The following is a 26794-nucleotide window of genomic DNA, read 5'->3' on the forward strand; positions in this document are numbered from 1 at the left end:
CCAATGAAAGAACCCGCAGCTATTATTCAAGTAGAAGCCAGTAAATGGATCAAAGAATTATTGCTTATCGCCAAAACAGGCATGACCTCGCGTGAAATCGAAAACTACCGAAACCACGTATGGCGTGAAGGCATTGAATATCAACGCACGTCATCAAAAGGCAGTGGAAATGCAAGAAGCTATGTTTACAACCACGCTGAAATTGACCGCCGCTTTGACAACCAAAAGGCAGTAGCATAATGGCAATACCAGAAGGCGTAGAGGTTCGCGGTACGTCAATCCGCCTTTGGTTCATGTATCGCGGCCAGCGCTGCAAAGAAACCTTAAAAGGCTGGAGTCACACACCCAGCAACATCAAAAAAGCGGGCCGCCTTCGGGCGGTCATCGTGTCCGAGATCAGCAACGGTGTTTTTGATTACCTCGAACGCTTCCCCAACTCAAAGAAAGCCCGCCTGCTCAGTGGCAAAGATGGCGGCAAACAGATCACTACCGTCAGTGAGCTAATTGAACGCTGGCTAAAAATCAAAGAGGCCGAACTCAGCGCCGACACGCACAACGCCACCGCATCACAATGCAAAACCTGTGTGAATATTCTTGGCCCTGATCGCCTCGCACGTTCAATCACCTTGGAAGATGCCCTCACCCTTCGCAATAGTTTGCTCGACGGCACAACCAGTTACACCCACCGCGCCAACAAGAAAGGGCGATCCGCGTCCACGGTTAACAAATACCTATCCACCTTCTCGGAGATCTGGCGTTTTGCTGTGGCGTCAAACTACGTCATCGACAACCCATTCGCCGTGATCTCGCACGTCAAAAAGGAAGGCCGTGATCCCGACCCGCTAGAAATGGACGAGTTTGAACGTTTACTCACACATCCGTCTATCACCGAGCAAGAACGAAACCTATGGACCGTCGCCTGCTTCACCGGATTACGCCATGGGGAATTATGCGCCCTTGCCTGGGAAGACATTGATCTGGTCCGCGGCGAGTTGCGTGTTACGCGAAACATCGCAAAAGAAGGTTTCCGTTGTCCGAAAACAAAATCAGGAGAGCGAACCGTTACCCTACTTCAACCAGCAATCGACGCCCTCAAGCGTCAGCGCGAGATCACCTACCTAAGATCCGTAGAGAAAGTAGAAGTGCAAACACGCGAGCGCAACAAGGTGCGTGTCGATAGTTGTCGTTGGGTGTTCGTAGCAGGGCTAAAAAACAAAAGTGACAGTGCAACAAAACACTACAGGCCGAACGGCATATCAACCGCTTGGGACAGCTGCGTAAAACGGGCAGGCATACGCCGACGCAACCCATACCAAACGCGACACACCTTCGCGTGTTGGATGCTAACCGAAGATGCCAACCCAAGTTGGATAGCTGCACAAATGGGCCATAAGAACGCAAAGATGGTGTTAGAAGTGTACGGAAAGTTCATGCCATCACAATCAATGGTGCAAGCAGATCGCCTCAATAAGAAGTTTGGGCAGTGTCCCATCCATGCCCCATTTGCGAAAAGTGAAAAACGTTAATCGTTTAAGTTCATGCACTTAGGCGGTTAACGTGATTTCATGTAACGAAATAACGTGTAATTTAGTCAGTGACGTTACATATTATTGCATGGCTTTTAGGACGACACTGTCGCATTTTTAGGCATCGCTACTATTTACGTATGCTCGATTGTGTAACTTACTTTGAAAAGTTGATGTAAGAGTAAAACCCACCTGATGAAACGATTATTTGTATTGCTCCCCGTTTTTTTTATGACCGCATGTAACACAACGCTGCTTAACGACCCCATCGCGCCTGATACATCTTGGCAGCACACGACGCTAGACAACGGTTTGAACGTACATTTACAACAACAAAACGGTTCCCCTGTCTCCTTGCGCCTTCTCGTACACACGGGTTCAATCGACGAAGATGAGGACCAAAAAGGATACGCGCACTTTCTTGAGCACATGGCATTTAATGGCAGTGACAACTTTCCGAAAAACGATGTTATTCAACTGTTTGGTGATGCTGGGCTAAACTTCGGCCAGCACCTCAATGCCTACACCTATCATGATTGGACGTTCTACAAGCTAGATTTGCCCGATAACAGCCATTTACCGCGTGCGCTAGATTGGTTCAAAGACATTGCGTCCGGCTTAACGCTTTCACCGCAAGAGGTGAACGCAGAAAAAGGAGTGGTACTTGGCGAACTTCGTCGACAAGAGGCCACGGTAGGCTCCATCAATTTCAAAGCCCATATTGCATTAGCGGAAGACGCTTATGAAGGGAATGTTAATGTACTTGGCTCTCGCGAGTCGATAACCAATATTTCTACGGAAAGATTACAAGACTACTATCAGGCCAACTATACGCCTAACCGCACCGAGCTAGTCATTAGCGGTGATATTGATAAAGCCAACATAGAAACGCTTATTCGCTCAACATTTGGTAGCTGGGCTAATCAAGAGAACACCTATAGAAAAGATCAACTCGCCCAATTCAATACCGAACCACTCACTCTCAACGCTGCCGACAGTGAATTCCCATCTTTCACGCTCATTTTCAAACCAGAACAAAATGCGTTAACCGAGGGTGTTCACTTTGAACAATATGCCAATCAAGTGATGCTCGCTAACGCGATCAACACGCGCTTAAATGACAGAGCATTAGACACACAAGCCCCGGTTCAATCCGTTTCAAGTTCGACGGCGTATTGGCTTGGTTTACCCCAGCTAACGATTAGTGTGGCTTTTGAACCCAACAATCGCGACGCGGCGATGACATTTCTGGCCCGTGAACTCGCCACCCTCAGGGATCATGGCCTCAGCTCACTTGAAATCGATGCGCAAGAAACCGCTTTTGCCAATAGCGAGCAAAATATGAAGGAAAACTGGGCTGCGAGGGATTTTGCTGACGAGAAATTGAATAACTTAATAAACAGCACTCAAACGCTTTCTCAAGCTCAGCGTACTGAACTTTCTAAACGCTATGTCACTCTTGCGGACAAAGAATACTTCAACAAACAGTTGCGTCTTCTGCTAGGTAAAAAAGACGTCAAGCCCATTACGGGACTGGCGTTCAACCAAGCCCTAGATGGAAACACAAACAAGCAAGTTGCTGCGAATTTAAAAGCCTTTAACGACACCTTCCAAGCCAAAGGCCAACGACTGATACTCCCGGATGCCATTGACGCATTCCCTCAACCTGAGACAAAAGGCGATATTACCGCGATGGTATCCGTCGCGCCGGATACCACCAAGTTCACATTGAGCAACAATGTCACCGTGTACCTCAGACATATGCCTGATGCCGGAGACACCGTCTACCTCTATGCCGGATCTCAAGGCGGTATCGCTTCGCTACCCCAAACATTAAGGCCTGCCGCTTATATGTCACCCGGCGCTTATGCGCTGACAGGATTAGGTGGAATGTCATCCACTGACTTCAATCGGTTTATGGTCAAAAACAAAAGCTATTTAGAACCCATGATTGATGAAAATAGGCATGGTATTTACGGGGAAGCACCGCGAGAATCTTTGCCAGTGCTTTTAGCCGCTCTTCATCAAGCCTATCAGCATGCAACCGTGGATGCAGCAAAGTTTGAACAACACAAAGCGACGTTTGTGGCCAACCAAACACAGTTCCATAACTCTCTCGATGGGAAGTCGTTTTTTGCATTCAACAACAGCTTCTATACGCCATTGTCTCCGCGATATGGTTTCAAGCCAGAAGAGTATCAATCCGTTTCGGTAGAGCAAGTCAGAGATGCCTATCAACAGCTTTTTCAGGTTAACCGAGGGCTAACCATCGTGATAGCGGGCAACCTCTCAGAAGACGAGCTAATGCCATTAGCACGCACATATCTCGCAGGGATTAAGCTTGATGAAAAAGGCCTCAATCCGAAGTACGACCTAGACCTCAAAACATCGAAAACTGAGATCGTTTACGCGTTCGGCCCTCGTGGTAACAACGTCGAGTTTGTTACTGCTTTGGTCAATTCAGCCCCCGCTAAAACAACCCGCGATCGATTCATTGCCGATATGGCAGGCCGCATCATGACGCAAAGACTACTTGAAAATATTCGCGAAGATGCGAGTTTGGACTACTCGCCGTATTCCTTTGTAATGTGGCCTGATGGCGCAAAGCAGCAGATGTTTATGTTTGTATCGAATGTGTCATTACTCAAGCGCGAGCAGGCGAAAGAGCGCATTGGTCAGGTCGTTGACTCGTTAGGAGATGGCATTACTGAACAGGAGTTTTCAAGCACCGTCGCCCAGCTTTCTCAAGCACTGGAAGATGGGCTGCCTCTACCCAAAGAACAAGCCAGAATGATGTTCAACTACGTACTTTATGGCTCAGATCCTGTCGCTGTTACCAACCCTGACTCCATGCTGGAAGCCATTACTAAAGAAGAGTTAGAAAGCTATATGTCAGGTTTTGTGAGTAAAAATGCTATTCGGTATCAAATAACCAATTTACCATCAGCAAACTAACAAGAAGCCGGGCTGATATTGCCCGGCTTCTTTTTATCAATCTGTAAAAAACTACCGCGTATCTATCGCTTCGCTTGTGAGAACAATTTGAAGAAGTTCTCTGTGGTCACTTTCGCCACTTCCTCACCCGATACGCCTTTCAGCAAACCGACATAGTCAGCCACTTCTTTTACATAAGCAGGTTGGTTTTCTTTGCCGCGATACGGGATCGGCGCCAAGTACGGTGAGTCCGTTTCTACCAGCAGTTTTTCTAGAGGCAGTCGGCGAACCACGTCTTTCAGTTCGGATGCTTTGTTAAACGTCACAATGCCAGAGATTGAGATATAGAAACCTAGCTCAATCGCGGCTTCTGCCATCTCAAAACTTTCCGTAAAGCAGTGCAACACACCGCCCACTTTCTGAGCATTCTCTTCGCGCAAAATTTGCAGCGTGTCTTCACGCGCCATTCGAGTGTGAATGATCAACGGCTTGTTCAATTCAACGGCAAGGCGCACATGCTGACGAAATGCGTCCTTTTGTTTGTCGGCTAATTCTGGCTGATAGTGGTAATCCAACCCGGTCTCACCAATAGCCACAACGCGGTCATCAGACGCGAGTTGCTTTAACGTCTCGTAATCGAAGCCCTCTTCAATATCGAGCGGGTGAACACCACAAGACGCAAACACGTTATCAAACGGGCGAATCAACTCCATCATGTTTGGGAAGCTTTTTAGCGTCACACCGACAGACAGTAAATAATCCACACCACGCTCTTTGGCCTTTCCGACCACGTTGGCAACATCAGTGTGTAATTCGTCATAGTTAAGTTTGTCGAGGTGGCAATGCGAGTCGACTAGCACGTCACTTTCTCCGGTTAGAAAAATAATTGAAGCGCGGGATTATACGATAAGTAAGGGCGACATGGTTCATTTTGCCGCCTTAATTTGATTAATTGTGAAAACCAGACAGCCAGCGGCTAAGAAGAAGCTCACTGTTTAACCCTGTGTGTTTGACCAGTTCGGCTTTTAGTTTATTCAGTGCCATGAGCTGAGACGTGACCTTTGATGGGTTCACCGCTTTTCCAATGGCATGAAGCTGTTCAGTTGAATCGCAATGCACAATCGCTTCTTGGGATCCTTGCTGTGCTTTCATCACATCAAGCAGCAAGAAGCTTAACCAATTTAATCCGTCTCGCTGTGCTTTGGACAGCAAATCCGTCAGGGTAAATAAGCCTTGTCGTGTAGACACAAAACTTACAAAAGCACTCAGCAAGGCTTCGTGTTTACCAAGGTTGCCATTCTCAATAAAAGCCTTCGCCGCCAGCGGCGCACCACGGTTGATGCGAATAACCTGTAAAGGCACTGAGTCAAACAACCCACTTTCCACCCAACGTTTCACCACGATTTCTTCTGGCAGCTTGGGCTTCCACTTATTACAACGGCTCACCACTGTCGGTAACATGCTTTCCATGGATTCACATAGCAAGATAAAGTGACAGTGCGCAGGCGGCTCTTCGAGGGTTTTGAGTAACGCATTGGCCGCCGCTTCGCCCATACTATCTGCGTTTTGAACCAAAATGACACGTTCACCACCAAGCTGAGAGGTTTCCCATGCGTACTTGTTTCCCGCTCGAACCGCATCAACACCCAGTTGCTTGCCTTCCGCTTCTGGCTTTAACCAATGGAAATCGGGGTGGGTGTCGGCATCAAATAACTGGCAGCTATGGCAAACACCACAAGGTTCAGTGACCGCGTTTTTACACAGGATCGTTTTTGCCAACATGGCGGCGAGAGCGAGCTTTCCGCTCCCTTTAGGCGCACTCAGCAAAATGGCATGATGCATGCGTTCTTGCCCCAGCAACTGCTGCCAGTTTTGCCATAGCTCATGATGCCACGGGTATACGTTAGCCTGCATGGCTCAACCACGCTTCTAATGCGCTGCGAATGTCTTTCGTGACGTTTTCAATTGACTGTGATGCGTCGATGACCACAATGCTATCGTCGGCATCCGCCATTTCAAGGTAACGCTCACGAGTGCGATGGAAAAAATCGAGCTGCATTTTTTCAATGCGATCCAGCTCTCCACGGGCTTTAGCACGAGAAAGACCAATGGCGGGGTCAAGGTCCATATACAGCGTAAAGTCTGGACGAAAATCCCCAAGCACAGTATCACGCAGGTTTTGCATCAAGGCTTTGTCAAAGCCTCTACCGCCACCTTGATAGGCTTGAGAAGACATATCATGGCGGTCACCAACCACATACGCGCCACGCGATAGTGCTGGCTTGATGACATTATCGACCAGCTGAATACGAGCAGCATAAAGCAGCAACAGCTCCGCCATATCCGTCAAAGGCTCATCAGGATGGCCTTCTTTGACCAGTGCGCGCATTTGTTCCGCGAGTGGCGTACCACCAGGCTCACGCGTTGTTTCAACATCTGAAATCCCATTCGCTTTAAGGGTTTCAATCACGTTATGGATAGCGGTAGTTTTCCCCGCGCCTTCCAAACCTTCTACGACGATAAATTTTCCGTTATTCATTGGGCTCTTAATATCTTGAGATACTGTCTTACTGCACGGTTATGTTCCGCGAGCGTTTTAGAAAATGTGTGTCCGCCAAGACCATCGGCAACAAAATAAAAATAGGGGGTATCCGATGGATTAGCGGCAGCGATAATGGACGCTTTACCCGGCATCGCAATTGGCGTTGGGGGTAATCCGTTAATCGTGTACGTGTTGTAAGGCGTTGGCGTGCGCAAATCTTTCTTACGAATATTGCCATCATACTTGTCGCCCATGCCGTAAATAACCGTTGGGTCGGTCTGTAATCGCATGCCTTTATTTAATCGGTTAACGAATACAGAAGCCACTTTCCCGCGTTCCCGATCTACTGCCGTTTCTTTTTCAATAATCGACGCCAGCGTTAATAAATCGTACTCCGACTTAATAGGCAGGCCTTGTTCACGTGTTTCCCATGCTTGCTGAAGCGCACTCTGAAGCTGATTGGATGCACGCTTTAGAATCGCTATGTCACTCTCACCAGCCACATAGTGATAAGTTTCTGGCAGTAACATTCCTTCAAGTTTTTCGACTTTCACACCCAACGCATTGGCAATGTCAGCTTCTGTCATGTCCGCGGTATCATGGGTGATATGAGGCGTTTCTGCTAACTGCGCTCGCCATTCTTTAAACGTGCTACCTTCAACGAAGGTAATTGCGAACTGGTGCTCTTTACCTGAGCGCGCCACGACAAATACATCAGCCAATGTCATACCCGGCTGGATTTGATAAGTGCCTGCTTTCAGTTTGGTCAGTTCAGGGTGCGTTTTAGCCGCCCATCTCGCCCACTGAGCGTTGCCAATAATACCTTCCGATACTAGCTTACGGGTGAAAGAGTGGTAGTTAGCCCCCTCTGGTACGGTTATCAGCTGACTCTGTTCAATTTCGATGGGCTCATTTACATAGCTTTCAATCTGATCATGTACCCAATATGCGCCGGCCATTGCAGCGACAACAAAAAACAATAAAATCAGGGCGATTTTTTTTATCACGCACTCAACCTCAAGGAAATAGCTCTACACGCTTCAACGCTGCTATAAGATGTTTTTTCTATACAATTAACAGGCACTAAGCCCATTATTGCATTCGTTATAAATACTTCATCGGCATCAAAAAGTGCATCTGACTCAGCAGAAACAATACTCAGACCAAACCCTTCTTGTGACGCCGCATTGTTCACTTCCGCACGCATTGTACCTTCCACACCTGACAACGAAAGGTCAGGCGTAAATAGGGTATCGCCTTTTCGCCAAAACAAATTAGACGCTGTCGTTTCGATGAGCTTTCCATTTAAATCGCACACCACACCATCTTCGACAGTCAAAGCGTCCAATTCTTTCTTAAGCATCACTTGCTCAAGCCGATTAAGATGCTTCAACCCGGCAAGCGGCGACAAGCCAAGACGCTGCTGTAACATCGCCATACTGATACCTTTTTCACGCCATTGCTCATACTGTGCAGGGTAGGCATGGGAGGATACGACAACATTTGGGTTATAGCAGCCTTGAGGGCTATACCCTCGCCCGCCACTTCCGCGCGTGATCAACACTTTAACGATCGCTTTAGGCTCGTTTTTTTGAGACAACGAGACGAATTCAGACCATGTGGTCACCAAATCCCAATCTATACCTGTCACGCCAAGCGCTTTGGTATTCGATTTCAAGCGCGCCAAATGAAGCGGCCATGAGCGCAATGCGCCATGGTTTGACAACATGGTGGTATAACAACCATCACCGTATTGCAGCCCTCTGTCCGTCAACGGCAGGTGATCGGCAGGCTGCCCATTGAGCAGGATCATCGTTCATCCTTGAAAAGCAGATAAAAAAACGGCCCGATATCAAGTATCGAGCCGTCCTAGTCTATCAAAAAACTTACATTTTTTTGAAGATTAACGAGCCATTCGTGCCACCGAAGCCAAAAGAGTTACACAGCGCGTACTCCATGTTCACTTGGCGTGCTTCGTGAGGAACGTAATCTAGGTCACAACCTTCATCAAGGTTATCTAGGTTAATCGTTGGCGGTACAGCCTGATCAACCAGTGACATGATGGTGAAGATAGATTCAGCGGAACCTGCAGCGCCCAACAAGTGACCTGTCATCGACTTGGTCGATGACACCATGGTTTTGTCAGCCGCAGCACCCATTGCTAAACGAATACCTTTGGTTTCTGCCACATCACCTGCAGGGGTAGATGTGCCGTGCGCGTTAACGTAACCGATATCTTCTGGTGTGATACCTGCGTCGCGGATAGCCGCTTTCATTGCTAATGCACCACCAGAACCGTCAGCACTTGGCGAGGTCATGTGGTACGCGTCGCCACTCATACCGAAACCAACTAGCTCACAGTAGATTTTCGCGCCACGCGCTTTGGCGAATTCGTACTCTTCCAGAACGATAACACCCGCACCATCACCTAGAACAAAACCATCACGGTCTTTATCCCAAGGGCGTGATGCAGCTTGTGGGTCATCATTGCGGGTAGACAATGCTTTGGCTGCGGAAAAACCACCAATGCCTAGCTCTGTAGAGGCTTTTTCAGCACCACCAGCAACCATGGCGTCAGCATCGCCGTATGCAATCATACGTGCAGCGTGACCGATGTTGTGAAGTCCGGTTGTACAAGCCGTTGAAATCGCGATATTTGGACCGCGAAGTCCATAATTAATTGAAACGTGACCGGCGATCATATTTACGATGGTCGACGGTACAAAAAATGGGCTAATTTTGCGTGGGCCTTTTTCGACATACGCACGGTGGTTGGATTCAATCAGACCAAGGCCACCAATACCAGAGCCGATAGCAACACCTATACGCTCTGCATTCTCTTCTGTGACTTCCAGACCAGAATCTTCAAGTGCTTGCACACTTGCTGCGATGCCGTACTGGATAAACAAATCCATTTTTTTGGCATCTTTCTTAGAGATGTAATCTTCACAGTTGAAATCATTCACCATCCCAGCAAATTGGGTTGCGAAACCAGTGGTATCGAAATGTTGGATGGTTTGAATGCCACTTTGGCCTGCCAGCAAGGCTTTCCAAGAAGATTCAACGGTGTTACCTACAGGTGATAACATCCCCATGCCAGTGACAACAACACGACGCTTAGACACGATGATATTCTCCGGAGAAAAGATAGTATTTGAAATTTTCGGGGTCTTAGAAAAAACTCAGGCGGTCAAGGTGACCGCCTGGAAGGATCTTGTTCTGATTACTCAGACGCGCCTACAACGTAATCAATCGCTGCTTGGACGGTTGTGATCTTCTCTGCTTCTTCGTCTGGGATCTCTGTATCGAATTCTTCTTCCAGAGCCATTACCAACTCAACGGTGTCAAGTGAATCTGCACCCAGATCGTCAACGAAAGATGCTTCGTTTTTAACTTCAGCTTCGTCTACGCCCAGTTGCTCAATGATGATTTTTTTAACGCGTTCTTCGATGTTGCTCATATTAATACTATTCCTTACAAGATTCGCAGATGCGATATGTGCAGTAGTTTATTCAATAATGTGGACTTTGCAACACCCTATATGCTGGTCAAACCACGATATGCTCGATAAACAGCCGGAGTTTGACCTGTATCATTTAGTGTTGCAACTTTAATGTTTAAATCATGTACATGCCGCCGTTAACATGAAGTGTCTCACCTGTAATATATGCTGCATCCGCAGACGCAAGGAATGCGACTGTGGCAGCAATTTCACGTGGGTCACCCAATCGTCCAGCAGGTACTTGAGCAAGTGTTGCTGCACGCTGATCATCGTTCAGCGCTTTTGTCATATCGGTTTCGATGAAACCTGGAGCAACAGTATTTACGGTAATTCCGCGCGATGCAACTTCACGTGCAAGAGATTTGGTGAAGCCCACAACTCCAGCTTTTGCCGCTGCATAATTCGCTTGTCCTGCATTGCCCATTGTGCCAACAACAGAGCCCACGTTGATGATTCGGCCATTACGCTTTTTCATCATCGCACGCAGCACTGCTTTCGACATGCGGAAGATAGAAGTCAAGTTGGTGTCCAGAATGTCCTGCCACTCGTCATCTTTCATACGCATCAGAAGGTTATCTCGCGTGATACCTGCGTTATTTACCAGAATATCAATGTCGCCAAACTCTTCTTTAATCGCTTTCAACACAGCATCAACAGATTCTGCTGAGGTTACATTTAGTGCGAAACCTTTGCCATTTTCACCCAGATAATCACTGATTGCTGCGGCACCGCTCTCAGAAGTGGCAGTACCTACTACCGTCGCTCCACGTTCTACTAGAAGTTCGGCGATGGCTCGGCCAATACCACGGCTCGCGCCCGTTACCAGAGCAATTTTTCCATTCAGGTTCATGAGTTTTCGTTCCTTTATCACAGCAGCTGGCTTTCAACACCGGCCGCGATTCCCAGAATTTACTTCGCCGCTTCCAGCGATGCTGGATCATTTACCGCAGCTGCATTTATGTTGCGATCAATACGTTTTGCTAGACCCGTCAATACTTTGCCTGGTCCCATTTCCAATAACAGCTCAACGCCCTCGCCTGCCATTTTTTCAACACTTTCTGTCCAGCGAACTGGACCATAAAGCTGGCGAACCAATGCACTTTTAATCGCAGCAGGATCGGTTTCAGCTACCACATCGGCGTTATTAATGACGGGAATTGACGGAGTTGAAAATTCAATGCTCTCTAATTCAGCAGCCAATTTGTCAGCCGCAGGCTTCATCAGCGCACAATGGGAAGGCACAGACACTGGCAAAGGCAGTGCACGTTTTGCACCTGCTTCTTTACACAATACGTTTGCACGCTCTACCGCCTCTTTATTACCCGCGATAACAACTTGACCTGGCGAGTTAAAATTCACAGGAGAAACAACTTGCCCTTGTGCCGCTTCTTCACACGCTTTCGCAATCGCGTCGTTGTCCAAACCAATGATGGCTGACATCGCGCCAACACCCGCAGGTACAGCCTCTTGCATCAGTTGACCACGAAGCTCAACCAGCTTGACCGCTTCTTTAAAATCGATCACACCTGCACATACAAGTGCAGAGTATTCACCAAGGCTGTGTCCTGCCATCATTGATGGCTGCGCACCCCCTTCTTGTTGCCAAACACGCCAAATAGCCACTGACGCTGTCAATAGCGCCGGTTGGGTGCGGTGAGTTTGGTTAAGATCTGTGTCTGGACCATTTTGGACAAGTGCCCATAAGTCATAACCCAAAACGTCAGACGCTTCAGCAAATGTTTGTTTAACCACATCAAATTGTTCAGCCAGTTGAGCCAACATGCCCACAGTTTGTGAACCTTGGCCTGGAAAAACCACAGCAAAGTTAGACATAGAAATTTTCCTTATTAAAACTTAATCAGAGCAGAGCCCCAGGCGAAACCACCACCAAAGGCTTCAAGCAAAATCGTTTGGCCGCGTTGAATGCGTCCATCTCGCACTGCTTCATCAAGCGCAGTCGGGACGGAAGCGGCAGACGTATTGCCGTGTCTATCTAAGGTAATCACTACCTGATCCATCGACATTGCGAGTTTCTTGGCTGTCGCTTTGATGATGCGGAAGTTAGCTTGATGCGGCACTAACCAGTCTATCTCTGACTTATCCATATGGTTGGCATCAAGCGTTTCTGACACGATGTTAGCAAGTTGGGTTACAGCAACTTTAAACACATCGTTGCCCGCCATTTCTAGCCATGCATCTTGCGAGACAGGACTGTTAGCACCAGCACGTTCAGGAAATTTAAGTCTGAGCAACTCGCCAAACTTACCGTCAGCGCGAAGGTGCGTTGAAATAATTCCAGGCTCTTCGCTGGCACTGACGACTGCAGCACCTGCACCGTCACCAAACAGAATGATGGTCGAACGATCCTCAGGATCGCACTTATGCGAAAGGCGATCCGCGCCAATCACCAGCGCGTTACGCGCCATGCCTGATTTCACATACTGATCAGCGACGCTCAACGCGTAGACAAAACCAGAACAAGCGGCAGCAATATCAAATGCTGGGCAGCCGCTGATTTCCAGCATAGCTTGAACATCACAAGCTGCTGCTGGAAACGCATTTTCACCACTGGTCGTGGCAAAAATAATCAAATCAATGTCTTGCTTGTCTATGTTTGCCATTTCAATGGCACGACAAGCAGCGTGATAGCCCATGGTTGCCACTGATTCATCTTCAGCAGCGATACGGCGTTCTTTGATACCCGTTCGAGCAATAATCCACTCGTTACTGGTATCAACCATTTTTTCGAGATCCGCATTCGAACGGATTTGCTCAGGCAAATAACTGCCTGTGCCTAAAATCTTACTAAACATGACGACTAATATTGCCTCTCGAGTAGTACGGCTTCCAAACGGTCACATATTTTTTTAGGTAGTTGCCGTTCGACTTCGTGTACCGCTTCTCCGATAGCGTGTTGGAAAGCGGATATATCAGCACGTCCGTGGCTTTTCACTACAATGCCGCGCAATCCTAACAGACTTGCGCCATTGTACTGGTCGGGGTTCAGGTTATTTAATGCTTTAAACAGGCTACCAAATAACCACTTAGCCACCAGCTTCTTAAACGGACTCGCCAATATATGTATTTTTAGGCTTTCTAAAAATAATCTAGCGACACCTTCACTGGTTTTCAGGCTGACATTACCGACAAATCCATCGCAGACAATCACGTCAGCTTTGCCTGTATAAAGTTGATCACCCTCTACATAGCCGATGTAATTGACTGCCGAGCACTGTTGCAACATTTCTGAACAGCGCTTAACTAAGTCATTCCCTTTGATTTCTTCTTCACCAATGTTCAACAGCGCCACCGAAGGCTTGTATCCCAACTGTTCCTCGGCAAGTACTGAGCCCATCACAGCAAATTGAAACAGGGTATCGGCATCCACAGACACATTCGCTCCCAGATCGAGTAACCAGCTTTGATGGTTTCCAATCGTTGGGAGTTCAGAAACCAAAGCCGGCCTGTCTATACCAGGAAGGAGTTTCAATAGCATGCGGGAGAGTGCCATGAGGGCACCTGTGTTACCTGCACTAACGCAGGCATCTGCCTTGCCTTCAGCAACAAGTTCTAGAGCTACACGCATCGATGTGCCTTTGCTTGCACGAAGCGCTTGCGAAGGACGTGTATCATTGGCGATAGAAGATTCCGTATGCACAATTGAGATACGGGGGGCGTTATGTTGACCCAGCAATACAAGCTGGCGAGTGATCTCAGTACGATCACCGACGAGTACGACTTTTAGCGAAGGGAAATACAACAATGCCTGCACGGAGGCAGGCACTGTTATCTGGGGACCGAAATCCCCACCCATCGCATCAAGTGCAATGGTTAGACCAGACAAGGCTCAACCTTACTTGTTGATTACCTTGCGGCCACGGTAGAAACCGTCAGCAGTCACATTGTGACGCAGGTGAGTTTCACCAGAAGTTGCATCTACAGACAGTGCACTAGTAGTTAGCGCATCGTGTGAACGACGCATACCACGCATTGAACGTGATTTCTTGCTCTTTTGTACGGCCATGGACCCTACTCCTCGTTACTTTGCTTTAAGTTTTTCAAAACGGCAAATGGATTCGGACGCTCATCAGCAAGCGGGATTTCCCCGAAAACCATACCATCAGCGGTGACTTCGCAGTCAACCTCATCGTGCATGGCAACCTGTGGCAATGCCACCATCAACTCATCTTCGATGAGGTGAAGCAGGTTAATCTCGCCATTTTCGTCGACTAATGCCGGCTCATAAGCTTCCGGTAAATTGCCAACCTGATCTTCATTGAAAACCGGGCTGTAAATAAATTCGATATCACAGTGATGCGAGAAAGGCTTCCAACAACGCTGACATTCAAGAGTTACATCGACCTTGGCGTTACCGCTTACAATCTTCAGACCTTGAGCATCAATGTCAAACGAAAGCTTTACATTAGCATCACTAATCACACCTTCAGTTGCCTCAGCAAGACGCTCGAGTTGCTTTCCTGTGATGATGCCATCATAGTCCAGCCGCTTTTGCGCACTCTTAAACGGATCAACCGTCAGTGGTAGCTTTACCTTCTGCATAGGGCGCGAATTCTAGCCTCCAAAGTATCCCGAGTCAAAGAGATTTGTACCTTAACTTCCATATAGATGGCAAAAAAAGCCACAACAATTCAGGAAAGGTTAATTTCTGTGCAACAGGTACTTAGCGAATTAATACCAGAATGGACGCAAACAACGCATGTCCACTCGCCTACGCAAGTGTAAAACATTACACTGACCGCCGTATACGAATAATCTGACAAAGGTGCACCGTTAGATGAATAATCAAACAGTCGTGCTGGCATCTGGCTCTAAATATCGCCAGATGCTACTTGAAAAACTTGGCATTGCGTTCAAGTCCCATTCGCCTGACATCGATGAAGCTGCTTTCGCCGATGAATCTCCTGAAGAATTGGTTAAGCGTTTATCTTACGAAAAAGCCCTGGCATGTCGTGATGCATACCCCAATGCGTTGATCATAGGATCCGATCAGGTTTGCGTGATCGACGGAAGGATCCTAGGGAAGCCTCACACACATAAACGCGCGGTTGAACAGCTAAAAGCAGCTTCAGGTAAGCATGTCACCTTTTACACGGGTCTCACTTTACTCAATAGCAAAAGTGGAGACGCACAGACGGATGTTGAACCTTTTCATGTGTACTTTCGCTCGTTAACCGACAGTGAAATTGATAACTACGTAAGACGCGAGCAACCCCTCGACTGTGCAGGTAGTTTTAAATGTGAAAGCTTAGGTATTGCGTTGTTCAATAAGTTGGAGGGAAGAGATCCCAACACCTTGGTCGGCTTACCTTTAATTCGGCTTTGCGAAATGTTTCGAGCAGAAGGTTACGAGGTATTGAATTGATTCTAAGAGCAAAATGAGTTTAAACGAAAAGAGGGGCTAACCAGCGCCCCTCTTACGTTAATACGCCATTTTCAGGCTGCAATATAAAATGAACTACACCAAGGCATCCAGCGACGGAATGATCGCCACAGGAGAGTATTGAGACAATACCACCTCGTCATGAACGCCCCAGGTAACACCAATAGCATCCACCCCTGCGTTTTTCGCCAGAAGCATATCGTGCGAGGTGTCACCCACCATCACGGCTTCATGTGGCTGAACATTTAGTTCCTCTAATAAAGAGAGGACCATCAAAGGATCCGGCTTAGATGCGGTTTGATCCGCCGTTCGCGTTGACGTAAATAAATGCCCCGTGTCTGTTTCTAGCATGACACGATCTAAACCGATACGTGATTTTCCTGTGGCCACAGCAAGCACATAACCTTTATCTTTCAACGTTGTTAGAACGTCCACCACACCACCATAGAGCGCATGTGGTGTTGTATTCACTTCACGAAACTGCTCGCCGTAATGCTTCTTCCACTCATCGAACTTTTCAGGTGGCGCCTCGGGATAGAGGTAGCGATATCCTTTTTCTAAACTTAACCCAATCATTTGCTTGAGTTCATCAGAAGACAATTGAGGCAAACCACCCGTTAAACGGGCAGCCTCCGACAAACTCGACACGATTCGGGCTACAGAGTCCATGACAGTGCCATCCCAATCAAAGATCACTAACTTATAGTTAGTTAACACTTGGCAGTTTCCTTAAGCCTTCTAAAACTCTCTCTAACTGTTTATCCAGCGGGGCAGAGATATCCATCATCTCTTCAGTGCCTGGGTGCGTAAACTTGATGTTGGCCGCATGCAAGAACAAACGGTTTAAGCCAAATTTCTTGGTGTAAGCATCAAAACGCGGATCGCCATAACGGTCATCCCATGCAAGCGGATGGCCTGAATACTGAGCATGCACGCGAATTTGGTGTGTTCTACCCGTAATTGGGCTCGCTTGAACTAAAGTCGCCTGCTCAAATTGCTCCAGAATTTTAAACCGCGTTTCCGACGGTTTACCGTTAGGGTTTACACGCACAATACTGTTCACTTCGTTTTTCAATAAAGGGGCCGTTACCTTCTTCATGGAAGGCTTCCATTTACCCATTGCCAGTGCGAAATAATATTTCTGCACGGTTTTCTCACGAAACTGCGCTTGAAGATGGCGCAGTGCCGAACGTTTTTTAGCAATCAATAAGATACCTGAAGTATCTCGGTCTATACGATGCACTAATTCGAGGAAACGCGCGTCTGGTCGAAGTGCACGCATGGCCTCAATAGCACCAAAATGGAGCCCACTACCGCCATGAACGGCAGTTCCGGACGGTTTATTGAGAACAAGCATGTGATCATCTTCATAAATCACACATTTTTCTAGTTCAGCCACTCTATCAAGCTTGGTGCTGGGAGCCGCAACCTGCGTCACCTCTGGGATCTTGATAGGTGGGAGACGGATAACATCGCCCTCTTGGAGCTTATATTCCGGTTTTATGCGTTTTTTGTTAACTCGCACCTCTCCCTTGCGAAGAACGCGATAAATCATACTTTTAGGGACGTTTTTAAGCCTATTTCGGAGAAAATTATCGATCCGCTGGCCAGCAATGTCATCAGAAATGTCGATGAACTGCACTTGGGGTTTATCTGTATTCATAGGACATCGATTCTACATTGCATCAAAGTAGTTTGCTGCAAAAAAGTGTCCCTGCTATAGTTGCGCCGTAATGCAAGAAAGTTTGCAGCTTTTTTGCACGTCACGACTAAAAAGTCGACAAATAGAGTAAATCTTTACCGCTTTTTCCAAGGCATTGACCATTCACGGCACTATCTCTATGTAGTATATGATTCGCTGAGAGTTCAAGACGTCCTAATCATGCAGCAATTGGCGTAAGACATGAGGAATAAAGCACCCGTTAGTTTGTTGGCACGACGGGATAAATAACCAGTGTCAAAGAGACTATCGCCATTTGTGGCGAAGAGCCGACTGAATAAGGCGGAGTGATTTCTAATTTCCGCGTCAGTGGGTCGATGAGTAGTGCCCTAGAGCGTCCCTGATTTCCCAGCCGTGAGGTTGCATTAATATCAGACTTGGGACCTGGCAGCATTGCGTGTTTTGTCTCGTATCCGACAACTAATAACAACAAATAATCGAGAAAAAATTGATATGAAAAGAATGTTGATCAACGCAACTCAAAAAGAAGAGTTGCGCGTCGCATTGGTTGACGGTCAGCGCTTATACGATCTAGATATCGAAAGCTCTGGTCATGAATCGAAGAAAGCAAACATCTATAAAGGTCGCATTACCCGTATTGAACCAAGTCTTGAAGCAGCATTTGTAGACTACGGTTCAGAACGTCACGGCTTCCTTCCTCTAAAAGAAATTGCTCGCGAATACTTCCCAGACAACTACAGCTATCAAGGCCGCCCAAACATCAAAGAGGTGTTGAAGGAAGGCCAAGAAGTCATTGTTCAAGTCGACAAAGAAGAACGTGGTAACAAAGGCGCAGCCCTTACCACATTTATCTCTCTTGCCGGTAGCTATCTGGTTCTTATGCCAAACAACCCTCGTGCAGGCGGTATTTCTCGTCGTATCGAAGGTGAAGAGCGTAGCCAACTGAAAGAAGCAATGTCTGGTCTTACACTGCCTCAGGGCATGGGTTTGATCGTTCGTACTGCAGGCGTCGGTAAATCTGCTGAAGAACTTGAGTGGGATCTAAAATATCTGCTGAATAACTGGGAACGTATCCAGGGTGCAGCAGAAACCAAAGTCGCTCCGTTCCTGATCTATCAAGAAAGTGACGTCATTGCTCGTGCGTTTCGTGACTACCTCCGCCGTGACATTGGTGAAGTATTGATCGACAGCGAAACTGTTTATAATCAAGCGCGTGAGCGTATTCAGGCAACACGCCCTGACTTCCTTCAGCGTGTTAAGTACTACGAAGGCGAAGTTCCACTATTTAGCCACTATCAAATTGAGAGCCAGATTGAATCTGCGTTCCAACGCGAAGTTCGTTTGCCGTCTGGCGGTTCAATTGTTATTGACCCAACCGAAGCACTGACCTCTATCGACATCAACTCTGCACGTGCAACAAAGGGTTCTGATATCGAAGAAACCGCACTGCAAACTAACCTAGAAGCAGCGGATGAAATTGCACGTCAATTGCGCCTGCGTGACTTAGGTGGCTTAGTTGTTATCGACTTCATCGACATGACACCTGTGCGTAACCAGCGTGAAGTTGAAAACCGTCTGCGTGAAGCTGTCCGCATGGACCGCGCTCGCGTTCAGATTGGCCGTATTTCCCGCTTTGGTCTGTTAGAAATGTCTCGCCAACGCTTGAGCCCATCTCTTGCTGAAGCTAGCCACCACATTTGTCCTCGTTGTACGGGCACAGGTGTTGTGCGTGACAATGAATCATTGTCACTTTCTATCCTTCGCCTTATCGAAGAAGAAGCGTTAAAAGAAAACACTACACAAGTGATGGCAATCGTGCCCGTTGCTGTAGCTTCATACCTTCTGAATGAAAAACGTCGTTCTGTTCAACACGTTGAGAAGTACCACAACGTCCGTGTTGTGATTGCTCCAAACGCCGAGATGGACACGCCTCATTTTGAAGTCGTACGTGTGCGTGGTGGCGATGAAAACACAACACTTTCATACGATCTGCCACAACATCTTGAAGCAATTCGTGAAGCGGAAAGCAAAGATGATGCACCTGCAGAGCGCGTCGTTAAAAAACGCGAAGAGCCTGCACTAGCAACCTTCGCTGCGCCAGCATCGCCAACGCCTTCTCCGCAAGCTGCTCCAGCAGCACCTGCGAAGTCGAACGATGCCACTCCAGGATTACTATCTCGTGTTGTTTCCTTCATCTCTGGCCTGTTTGCAGGCAGTAAACCTGTAGAAGAAGATAAGCCACAAGAGCCTGTACGCGAAAACCGCAACCGTCGTGATCAAAAACGCTCACAAGACCGCACTCGTCGTGGATCTCGTGGTGTTCAACGTGATGAAAACGGCAGAAACAGCGAGCGTAGCGATGGCCGTAAACCGCGTCGCAACAACAGAGAGCGCCCAGAAAACACTGAGCGTAACATCGAGCGTCAAGAAAAGCCGACGAAGAAGCAAACTCGCAAGCCAGTTGAGAAGGTAGAAAGAACCGACCAACGTCAGCAAGTGAAAGTGGCTAAGCCAGCGAAAGAAGACGCACCTGTTGTTAAGCAAGAAGTTGCTAAACAAGAGAAAGTGGAAAAGACGGAGAAAGTGAAACAACGCCGTCAACGCCGCAACCTCAACAAGAAAGTCCGTGTTGCTGATTCAGCACAAGAAGCCGAAGCAGCAGTAAGTCCGCTGCTGGAGATGGGTCAAGCGGTTGCTACCGAAGCGAAAGCGGAAGTGCAAAACCACGAGTCAACCACACCTGTAGTAGATGCATCGGAAAACACGGAACAACGTGACGAGAAACGTCGTAATCGCCGCTCTCCACGTCACCTGCGTGCAAGTGGTCAGCGCCGTCGTCGCAACAACCGTGATGAAAACGACACCTCTTCAACTGAGCAAGCACTAGACCAATTGGACATGATGGAAACAGCAGTTTCTGTTGTAGAGAAACGTAATCAAGTGGTCTTGAAGTCTGGCGTTGCTTCTCCAGAAATGGCAATGGGTAAAGTTTGGCCGTCAAAAACTGCCATCAAAGCCCCTGTCGTTGCTGATGTTGTGACTGAAGAAGTGGCTGCTGCTGTTCCAACTGAACAAGTTGTTGTAGGAAAACCTTCTTTGGGTGGCGTTGCCTTCCCTGAAATGGCAATGGGTAAAGTATTCCCACGTCGTCCTGCACCAAGTGTGTTGGAAGAAAAAGCCAAAACAGAAGGTACTGAAGCACTAAGCGAAGAGCTACCTGTTACCATTAACGAGCCAGTAGAAGTGCTGCCACAAGTGGCCGTAGAAGAAACAGCGGCCGTTGAATCACTCGCGGCAGAGGCTTCTCAAGTAGAAGCTGACGTTAAAGGTGTTATGGAAGCAAGTGAAATTCCAGCCGTTGAAGTATCTAAAGCTGTTGAAGTAGCTAAGGCTGTTGAAGCGCCAGTGATTCGCTACCGCCAAGTTGCTGCGCCTATGGCCAAAGCACCAGCGCCTGAAAATAATGCAGCAGCGGTAGAAGTTGCTATTGCAGATTTCCGCCGCGAAGTGACACAAACCAAACAAGCAGGCAGCGATACCGCGACAAGTCGCGCAACAGCACCTGCGACTAAACCTAGCTTCTAAATAAACTAGGTTGAGCGAAAAGAGCCATGCTTGTCATGGCTCTTTTTTTATTTCTAGCATTTACAATGCCTGCACGAGATAAAGACAAGGACTTCGACATTACTTTCATGACAACATCCCCTTTGAGGTCTCATGAAGCTATCATTTATCCTTCACCTAGCACTCGCTAACTGACTGTTCAATCTGCAAAGTTTTCACTGTTATCATTTACAATATCGTTACCAACATTGAACAAAATCACACTTTTCGGTAGTATCCGCAGGCGTTAACACTTTGCGACATGTTGACTTCGCAGAGTCATACTTTTTTGCACTACCCTTTTAACCCAACATTTTAAGAAGTAATCCGACACGATGTTTGAATTTCCTAAATTTCCCCAACACTCTGTGAAAAACGACGTATTGTCGGGACTGACTGTTGCTCTGGCCTTGGTGCCGGAAGCCGTCGCTTTCGCCTTCGTTGCGGGCGTAGACCCAATGGTTGGTCTTTATGCGGCCTTTATTATGGGTCTGCTGACGTCCATTCTTGGTGGTCGACCTGGCATGATTTCCGGCGCAACAGGTGCAATGGCAGTTGTCATGGTCAGTCTGGTTGCTGAACACGGCGTTCAGTATCTCTTTGCCGCTGTCATGCTTGCTGGCCTCATTCAAGTGTCCGCCGGTGTGTTCAAGCTGGGTAAATTTATCCGTATGGTACCGCATCCGGTAATGATTGGTTTTGTAAACGGTCTAGCCATCGTCATCTTCCTCGCACAGCTAGGGCAGTTCAAAGCCCCGGACGCTTCAGGAGCGCTAGTTTGGCTGCAAGGCGAACAGCTTTACCTCATGTTAGGTCTAGTTGCGATTACGATGGCAATTATCCATTTCCTGCCAAAGCTGACGACTTCAGTGCCATCTTCGTTGGTTGCGATTGTTTCAGTGACTGCTGCAGTCGTATTTCTTGATCTGGATACCCGCAACGTTGTCGACTTCTTGCGCGCAATGAGTGGCGATGCGAATGCAACGCTCGCTGGCACGTTACCGACGTTCTCTGTTCCCTCGGTTCCCTTTAATCTTGAAACACTCTATATCATCTTGCCTTACGCGCTTATTCTTGCTGCCGTCGGCCTGATTGAGTCTTTACTGACCCTGACAGTTATTGATGAAATGACAGGTACTCGTGGTCGCGGTAACCGCGAATGTGTCGGTCAAGGCGTTGCAAACGTAACCTGTTCAGTGTTTGGCGCAATGGGTGGCTGTGCCATGATTGGGCAATCAATGATCAACGTTAACTCAGGTGGTCGCGGCCGCTTGTCAGGTATTGTTGCTGCCATCGCCCTGCTCTGCTTCATCTTGTTTACATCGTCACTGATTGAAATGATCCCGTTAGCCGCGCTGGTTGGTGTGATGTTCATGGTGGTCATTGGTACTTTTGAATGGGCAACGTTCAAGCTTGCACGTCGTGTGCCTAAGAAAGATTTCTTCGTGATCGTTCTTGTTACTGCCGTGACAGTCATGACCGATTTGGCAATCGCCGTTATCGTGGGTGTGATAGTGTCTGCTCTGATGTTTGCATGGGAACATGCTAAACACATCTTCGCGTCGAGCCATATTAACGAACAAGGTTCAAAAGTTTACGAAGTAAACGGTCCTTTGTTCTTTGGTTCAGTTGCGAATTTCCTTGAGTTGTTCGACACGCAGAACGATCCAGATGACGTCATTGTTGATTTCGGTAAGTCACGTGTTGTTGATCACTCTGCGATTGAAGCGATCGATACATTGGCAGACCGCTACAACAAAGCAGGTAAAACACTGCACCTTCGCCATTTATCGCATGACTGCCAAGCATTGCTAACTAAAGCGGGTAGCTTGGTTGAAATCAATCATATTGAAGATCCAAACTACAAAGTGGCAGATGACCTATTGGGTTAACGCCCAACGTCACGCATTAGCAATACACCTGTAAAAGAAACAAAAAAGCGAGCTATTTAGCTCGCTTTTTCTTCTTTTTTTATTAGTGTTTAACGCCGGTTTTGCCGCTAACTCACTGAGGAATAATCACATTATCGATAACATGAATGACGCCGTTTGATGCCACGATGTCCGTTGCAACCACATTAGCGTTATCCACTTTAACGCCATTCGAAGCGTCAACTTTGATCATGTTTCCTTGCACCGTCGGCGCTTCAGTCATAGCTACCACATCCGCAGCCATCACCTTGCCTGGTACCACGTGATAGGTCAAAATCGAAATCAATTTATCTTTATTTTCTGGCAGTAAGAGACTTTCAACTGTGCCAGCGGGAAGCTTAGCGAATGCGTCATTGGTAGGTGCAAACACCGTGAATGGCCCCTTCCCTTGCAACGTTTCAACTAAACCTGCCGCTTTAACGGCGGCAACGAGCGTACTAAAATCGGGGTTGCTTGCTGCAATCTCAACGATGTTCTTCTTCATTCCATGATCATCAGCTTGCACGCTAAATACACCAATCACTAATGCACACACTGATGCCAACAGGGTAGATTTTACTGACGAAAAAACCTTTGTAGAAATCATACGATCTCTCCTTCTTAAAAACGCTATTTGCGTGGGGATGAAGCCCCGTGAGTGCTGATCAGCAGAGATGAATACGAGGGTATCTGTGAATTAGATTACGAATACGGTTTGTTTTTTCATCGAAAGCCATCGATTCATCAATATATTCTGTCGATCACTCGATTCAATATCGCTAGTTCTCGCAGCAAAGAGACATGAAATGTTGGAAGTTTTTCGTCGCTGAAGTTTCAAAGCTCTCATCCAACACAGCAACGCTTTTAATTCGATCTAAACGAAAGTTTCGGTATTCATCGCGAAGTTCACACCAAGCCACGAGCGTCCATACTTTGCCCCAATACACTTGACCAAGTGGGTGGATGACCCGTTCGCTGGCCACCTTCTCACCCGTTTCGTATTCAATACGCACTTTGGTTTTTCCTGATGCTGCTGCGCGCAATACATCACCACGCTCCGCATGGTCACTTTCAACATGAAATGCCGGCACAGCAAGCGGCAACGCTTCAATTTGCGCTTTCAAATGTTCCGGTAAGATAGAGTGAATTTTACGAGAGGCGGATTCGGACGCTGATGCGAGGCGTTTATCAGACCATGCCTCAACCATCTTCATACCCAATTCTAAGGCAAGCATTTCTTCTTCGGTGAACATCAGTGGCGGTAAGTGGGAACCTTTGCCGAGCAAATAGCCAACCCCTGCTTCTCCTTCAATGGGCACGCCCGAAAGAAGCAGAGATTGAACATCGCGGTAAATCGTGCGCTCACTAACACCTAGCTCGACAGCCAATGCATTCGCCGTCACCGCGTAACGTTTAGAACGTAACAGCGTCAACAGTTCAAATAAGCGCTCCGATTTACTCATTCACCATTCCTGTTTGTTATTCTTTATAGAGAAGAACTGCAGATACTCATTTTGACGAAATCGGTGGCCATCACAAGCGATGCTTCATCGATATGAGAGACCATCTTCTGCGCCGATTCATTGCTCATAAAGTTATCAGAAGCCGCTTTCGCATTTTCCATCGTGTCCCAGTAAATAATATCGAGCCACTCTTGCGTTTCTTCATTCAAGCTTAGTGAACGATATTGAAAGCCAGCTCTTCCTTTCACAAAAGATGTTGTACCTTCAGCGTCAGCCAAAAAACTTTGCACGTCGGTGCCTTGATTCAATTTAAAGCGAACGGTTTCAACAACGTTTTCCATGGTGCTTTCTCCTTCTTTGTGGGTTGGAAGAAGCTTACTGCCAGCTACTGACAGAACCTGTCAGGAGTGTTTCTCTCTGCCTCAGGGATTTGTATAATCGCTGCCTCAACACCTTATAAAAGCAAAGAATATCGATGTCGTTAAGCCAAGAATTAGAAAAATTGCTCGAACCTGTTCGTGGATTTCTGCATTGCGAAACCCCTCAAGCATGGATTGATGAAGCGATAAAGCCTGAGAATGAAACCATTCTGTTACGCGATCACGCCAACTGCGAACTGAAAGCTAGCCAAACCGCCATGTGGCTGATTCGCAAATACGCCATCGATGAATCAAGCGGCGCGTTGCTTCTGGAATGGGCCAAACCCTACGAGGATTTTGTTTATCTTTGCAAAAAAGACGGTATTTTCCAATCCAAAAAAAATGGCCTAAGTGCGCCTCTCACGCCAAAAGCAAGCTTTGCACATAGCCAAGATCTGATTGATAAAATGGTTCGTCTTATCAAAGAAGAGTTTCATCATTTTGAGCAAGTTATCGAAATCATGGAAAAGCGCGACATGGCTTACTCATCACTGCCCGCCGGTGGTTATGCACGCGGTCTAATGAAAAGTGCGCGAACCCATGAACCAGCAACCCTTATAGACAAGCTGATCATTGGCGCATACATCGAAGCACGCTCATGCGAACGTTTTGCCAAAGTTGCTCCGCACTTGGATGAAGAACTTCGCAAATTCTATATCTCCCTGTTGCGCTCTGAAGCGCGTCACTATCAAGATTACCTCAAGCTGGCAGAAGCCATTGCGGGCGGCGACATCAGCGATCGTGTCCAAATCATCGGCGAGAAAGAAGCGGCATTGATTCAAGCACCCGATCACACGTTTCGTTTCCACAGTGGTATTCCTGCTCGGGCGGCATAACACACCCAACTCAAATACAACGCACTGAGAACGAAATGACTTCATAGCTTTTCATTAGAATTCAATCCATCACAGTTTTGTATCAAGGTTGCGCCTTGCACGAATCCCTCATGGCGTGTAAACAGTGATCATGGGTGTGAACAAGAAAAAGGATAAACATGTTCAAAAAACTCAAAGCGTCGTTAGGTATTGGCGCTACCACCGTAGACACACTTTTGCATCATGAATCTGTCTATCAAGGAGAAACACTCAGGGGCGTCGTTCGCATCAAAGGTGGAGACATTGAACAGCAAATTGATGCCATTTCACTAAAACTATGTACGGAAGTAAAAGTGGAGTCAGATTCCGGCGTGAGCTATCAAACGTTCGTTCTCGGCTCACTACAAGCCAGCGATCCCTTTGTTATCCAGCCAAATGAAGAGAAGGTCGTCCCTTTTGAACTGAACCTTCATCAAGAAACGCCCATCACTGCGGTTAATGCACGTTCAAACAAATGCCATGTGTGGGTAGAAACAACCCTCGACATTGATTTTGCCATCGACCCAAATGACCGTGATTATCTTGAGGTTCGCCCACTTCCCGCCGTACAGCGAGCGCTTAATGTGTTAGAGCGTGAAGGCTTCACCATGGTAAAAGCCGATGTAGAGAAAGGTCACCTTCGCGGCGATGGTTTTGCATCCCAATCCGGCTGTTATCAGGAACTTGAGTTCCAAAGTAGTGGCATGTTTAGCCGCAGAGAAATCGAACTCTCGTTCATTCTCGATGGTGGCGTTATTCATTGCTTGGCGGAAATAGATCGTGCTTTAGGGCGTGGCGACATGTTCCGTTCTTTCACTATTTCGCGTGATGCCTCAGAAGGTGAAGTGGAACAGGCATTGGCTTCGACGCTTCGAGCATAAGTTGCCAGTCCTGCTTTCTGTTAAGAACGATCAACAAAAAGGTCAGCCTCGGCTGACCTTTCCACTCTCATCGTTGCA

Annotated in this window: 26 protein-coding genes; 8 read left to right on the forward strand and 18 right to left on the reverse strand. The window is 47.4% G+C overall.

Annotation, left to right across the window (positions count from 1 at the left end; genetic code table 11):
* Positions 1 to 3 precede the first annotated feature (3 nt).
* The 3 genes from xisR (at position 4) to AB8599_RS09150 (ending at position 4481) form a co-directional block, all read left to right on the forward strand.
* The gene (gene xisR / locus AB8599_RS09140) at positions 4 to 240 is read left to right on the forward strand and encodes an excisionase family protein (protein WP_407330602.1); all 237 of its coding nucleotides are present in this window, start codon (positions 4 to 6) and stop codon (positions 238 to 240) included.
* Positions 240 to 1526 (forward strand): Arm DNA-binding domain-containing protein, encoded by a 1287-nt coding sequence (locus tag AB8599_RS09145; protein WP_407330603.1) that lies wholly within the window; start codon positions 240 to 242, stop codon positions 1524 to 1526. The genes xisR and AB8599_RS09145 overlap by 1 nt, the downstream gene beginning before the upstream one ends.
* A 195-nt stretch (positions 1527 to 1721) precedes the next feature.
* A complete protein-coding gene (locus tag AB8599_RS09150; protein ID WP_407330604.1) occupies positions 1722 to 4481 on the forward strand; it encodes a M16 family metallopeptidase in 2760 nt (919 codons plus the stop codon).
* Positions 4482 to 4543: 62 nt separating this feature from the next.
* On the opposite strand, the gene AB8599_RS09155 is transcribed toward AB8599_RS09150, so the two are convergent.
* The 13 genes from AB8599_RS09155 to yceD form a co-directional block, all read right to left on the reverse strand.
* Positions 4544 to 5320 carry a TatD family hydrolase gene (locus AB8599_RS09155; RefSeq protein ID WP_407330605.1) on the reverse strand — a complete coding sequence of 259 codons (777 nt, stop codon included), beginning with the start codon at positions 5318 to 5320 and terminating at the stop codon, positions 4544 to 4546.
* An 88-nt stretch (positions 5321 to 5408) separates the two neighbouring features.
* Positions 5409 to 6374, reverse strand: a complete 966-nt coding sequence (holB, locus tag AB8599_RS09160; RefSeq protein WP_407330606.1) for a DNA polymerase III subunit delta' — start codon at positions 6372 to 6374, stop codon at positions 5409 to 5411.
* Entirely contained in the window at positions 6364 to 6999 is a 636-nt protein-coding gene (gene tmk / locus AB8599_RS09165) for a dTMP kinase (RefSeq protein WP_407330607.1), read from the reverse strand. The genes holB and tmk overlap by 11 nt, the downstream gene beginning before the upstream one ends.
* Positions 6996 to 8009 carry an endolytic transglycosylase MltG gene (gene mltG, locus AB8599_RS09170; RefSeq protein ID WP_407330608.1) on the reverse strand — a complete coding sequence of 338 codons (1014 nt, stop codon included), beginning with the start codon at positions 8007 to 8009 and terminating at the stop codon, positions 6996 to 6998. The genes tmk and mltG overlap by 4 nt, the downstream gene beginning before the upstream one ends.
* Entirely contained in the window at positions 8006 to 8815 is an 810-nt protein-coding gene (gene pabC, locus AB8599_RS09175; RefSeq protein ID WP_407330609.1) for an aminodeoxychorismate lyase, read from the reverse strand. Before pabC ends, mltG begins: the two co-directional genes overlap by 4 nt.
* A 73-nt stretch (positions 8816 to 8888) precedes the next feature.
* Positions 8889 to 10127 (reverse strand): beta-ketoacyl-ACP synthase II, encoded by a 1239-nt coding sequence (gene fabF / locus AB8599_RS09180; RefSeq protein ID WP_407330610.1) that lies wholly within the window; start codon positions 10125 to 10127, stop codon positions 8889 to 8891.
* Between the two features lie 98 nt (positions 10128 to 10225).
* Positions 10226 to 10462, reverse strand: a complete 237-nt coding sequence (acpP, locus tag AB8599_RS09185; RefSeq protein WP_016961388.1) for an acyl carrier protein — start codon at positions 10460 to 10462, stop codon at positions 10226 to 10228.
* A gap of 157 nt (positions 10463 to 10619) precedes the next feature.
* Positions 10620 to 11354 carry a 3-oxoacyl-ACP reductase FabG gene (gene fabG, locus AB8599_RS09190; RefSeq protein WP_407330611.1) on the reverse strand — a complete coding sequence of 245 codons (735 nt, stop codon included), beginning with the start codon at positions 11352 to 11354 and terminating at the stop codon, positions 10620 to 10622.
* Between the two features lie 59 nt (positions 11355 to 11413).
* Entirely contained in the window at positions 11414 to 12337 is a 924-nt protein-coding gene (gene fabD / locus AB8599_RS09195; RefSeq protein ID WP_407330612.1) for an ACP S-malonyltransferase, read from the reverse strand.
* 14 nt (positions 12338 to 12351) lie between these two features.
* Positions 12352 to 13317: a beta-ketoacyl-ACP synthase III gene (locus AB8599_RS09200; protein ID WP_407330613.1), complete on the reverse strand. Its 966-nt coding sequence runs from the start codon at positions 13315 to 13317 to the stop codon at positions 12352 to 12354.
* 5 nt (positions 13318 to 13322) lie between these two features.
* Positions 13323 to 14348, reverse strand: a complete 1026-nt coding sequence (plsX, locus tag AB8599_RS09205) for a phosphate acyltransferase PlsX (RefSeq protein ID WP_407330614.1) — start codon at positions 14346 to 14348, stop codon at positions 13323 to 13325.
* 9 nt (positions 14349 to 14357) lie between these two features.
* Positions 14358 to 14528, reverse strand: coding sequence for a 50S ribosomal protein L32 (gene rpmF / locus AB8599_RS09210; protein ID WP_016961383.1), 171 nt, complete (start codon positions 14526 to 14528; stop codon positions 14358 to 14360).
* A gap of 5 nt (positions 14529 to 14533) precedes the next feature.
* A complete protein-coding gene (gene yceD / locus AB8599_RS09215) occupies positions 14534 to 15064 on the reverse strand; it encodes a 23S rRNA accumulation protein YceD (RefSeq protein ID WP_407330615.1) in 531 nt (176 codons plus the stop codon).
* 235 nt (positions 15065 to 15299) lie between these two features.
* On the opposite strand from yceD, the gene AB8599_RS09220 reads away from it, so the two are divergent.
* Complete coding sequence (locus AB8599_RS09220; RefSeq protein WP_407330616.1) at positions 15300 to 15887, forward strand: Maf family protein; 588 nt, start codon at positions 15300 to 15302, stop codon at positions 15885 to 15887.
* A gap of 93 nt (positions 15888 to 15980) precedes the next feature.
* On the opposite strand, the gene AB8599_RS09225 is transcribed toward AB8599_RS09220, so the two are convergent.
* Together AB8599_RS09225 and rluC are read right to left on the reverse strand one after the other, a co-directional pair.
* Complete coding sequence (locus AB8599_RS09225) at positions 15981 to 16622, reverse strand: HAD family hydrolase (RefSeq protein WP_407330617.1); 642 nt, start codon at positions 16620 to 16622, stop codon at positions 15981 to 15983.
* Positions 16612 to 17568, reverse strand: coding sequence for a 23S rRNA pseudouridine(955/2504/2580) synthase RluC (gene rluC / locus AB8599_RS09230; protein WP_407330618.1), 957 nt, complete (start codon positions 17566 to 17568; stop codon positions 16612 to 16614). Before rluC ends, AB8599_RS09225 begins: the two co-directional genes overlap by 11 nt.
* 519 nt (positions 17569 to 18087) lie before the next feature.
* Between rluC and rne the strand changes: the two genes are divergently transcribed.
* Together rne and AB8599_RS09240 are read left to right on the forward strand one after the other, a co-directional pair.
* A complete protein-coding gene (gene rne / locus AB8599_RS09235; protein WP_407333202.1) occupies positions 18088 to 21171 on the forward strand; it encodes a ribonuclease E in 3084 nt (1027 codons plus the stop codon).
* A 353-nt stretch (positions 21172 to 21524) separates the two neighbouring features.
* The gene (locus tag AB8599_RS09240) at positions 21525 to 23081 is read left to right on the forward strand and encodes a SulP family inorganic anion transporter (protein ID WP_407330619.1); all 1557 of its coding nucleotides are present in this window, start codon (positions 21525 to 21527) and stop codon (positions 23079 to 23081) included.
* A 112-nt stretch (positions 23082 to 23193) separates the two neighbouring features.
* Here AB8599_RS09240 and AB8599_RS09245 read toward each other — a convergent pair whose 3' ends face one another.
* The 3 genes from AB8599_RS09245 to AB8599_RS09255 all read right to left on the reverse strand — a co-directional run bounded on the left by AB8599_RS09245 (position 23194) and on the right by AB8599_RS09255 (position 24903).
* Complete coding sequence (locus tag AB8599_RS09245) at positions 23194 to 23706, reverse strand: fasciclin domain-containing protein (protein ID WP_407330620.1); 513 nt, start codon at positions 23704 to 23706, stop codon at positions 23194 to 23196.
* Between the two features lie 172 nt (positions 23707 to 23878).
* Positions 23879 to 24562 carry a helix-turn-helix transcriptional regulator gene (locus AB8599_RS09250; protein ID WP_407330621.1) on the reverse strand — a complete coding sequence of 228 codons (684 nt, stop codon included), beginning with the start codon at positions 24560 to 24562 and terminating at the stop codon, positions 23879 to 23881.
* Positions 24563 to 24585: 23 nt separating this feature from the next.
* Positions 24586 to 24903, reverse strand: coding sequence for a hypothetical protein (locus tag AB8599_RS09255; protein WP_407330622.1), 318 nt, complete (start codon positions 24901 to 24903; stop codon positions 24586 to 24588).
* A gap of 134 nt (positions 24904 to 25037) precedes the next feature.
* On the opposite strand from AB8599_RS09255, the gene miaE reads away from it, so the two are divergent.
* Together miaE and AB8599_RS09265 are read left to right on the forward strand one after the other, a co-directional pair.
* Complete coding sequence (gene miaE / locus AB8599_RS09260; RefSeq protein WP_407330623.1) at positions 25038 to 25817, forward strand: tRNA isopentenyl-2-thiomethyl-A-37 hydroxylase MiaE; 780 nt, start codon at positions 25038 to 25040, stop codon at positions 25815 to 25817.
* A gap of 158 nt (positions 25818 to 25975) precedes the next feature.
* A complete protein-coding gene (locus AB8599_RS09265; protein WP_407330624.1) occupies positions 25976 to 26716 on the forward strand; it encodes a sporulation protein in 741 nt (246 codons plus the stop codon).
* Positions 26717 to 26794: the final 78 nt, after the last annotated feature.

The organism is Enterovibrio litoreus, assembly GCF_045679545.1.
GTDB lineage: Bacteria > Pseudomonadota > Gammaproteobacteria > Enterobacterales > Vibrionaceae > Enterovibrio.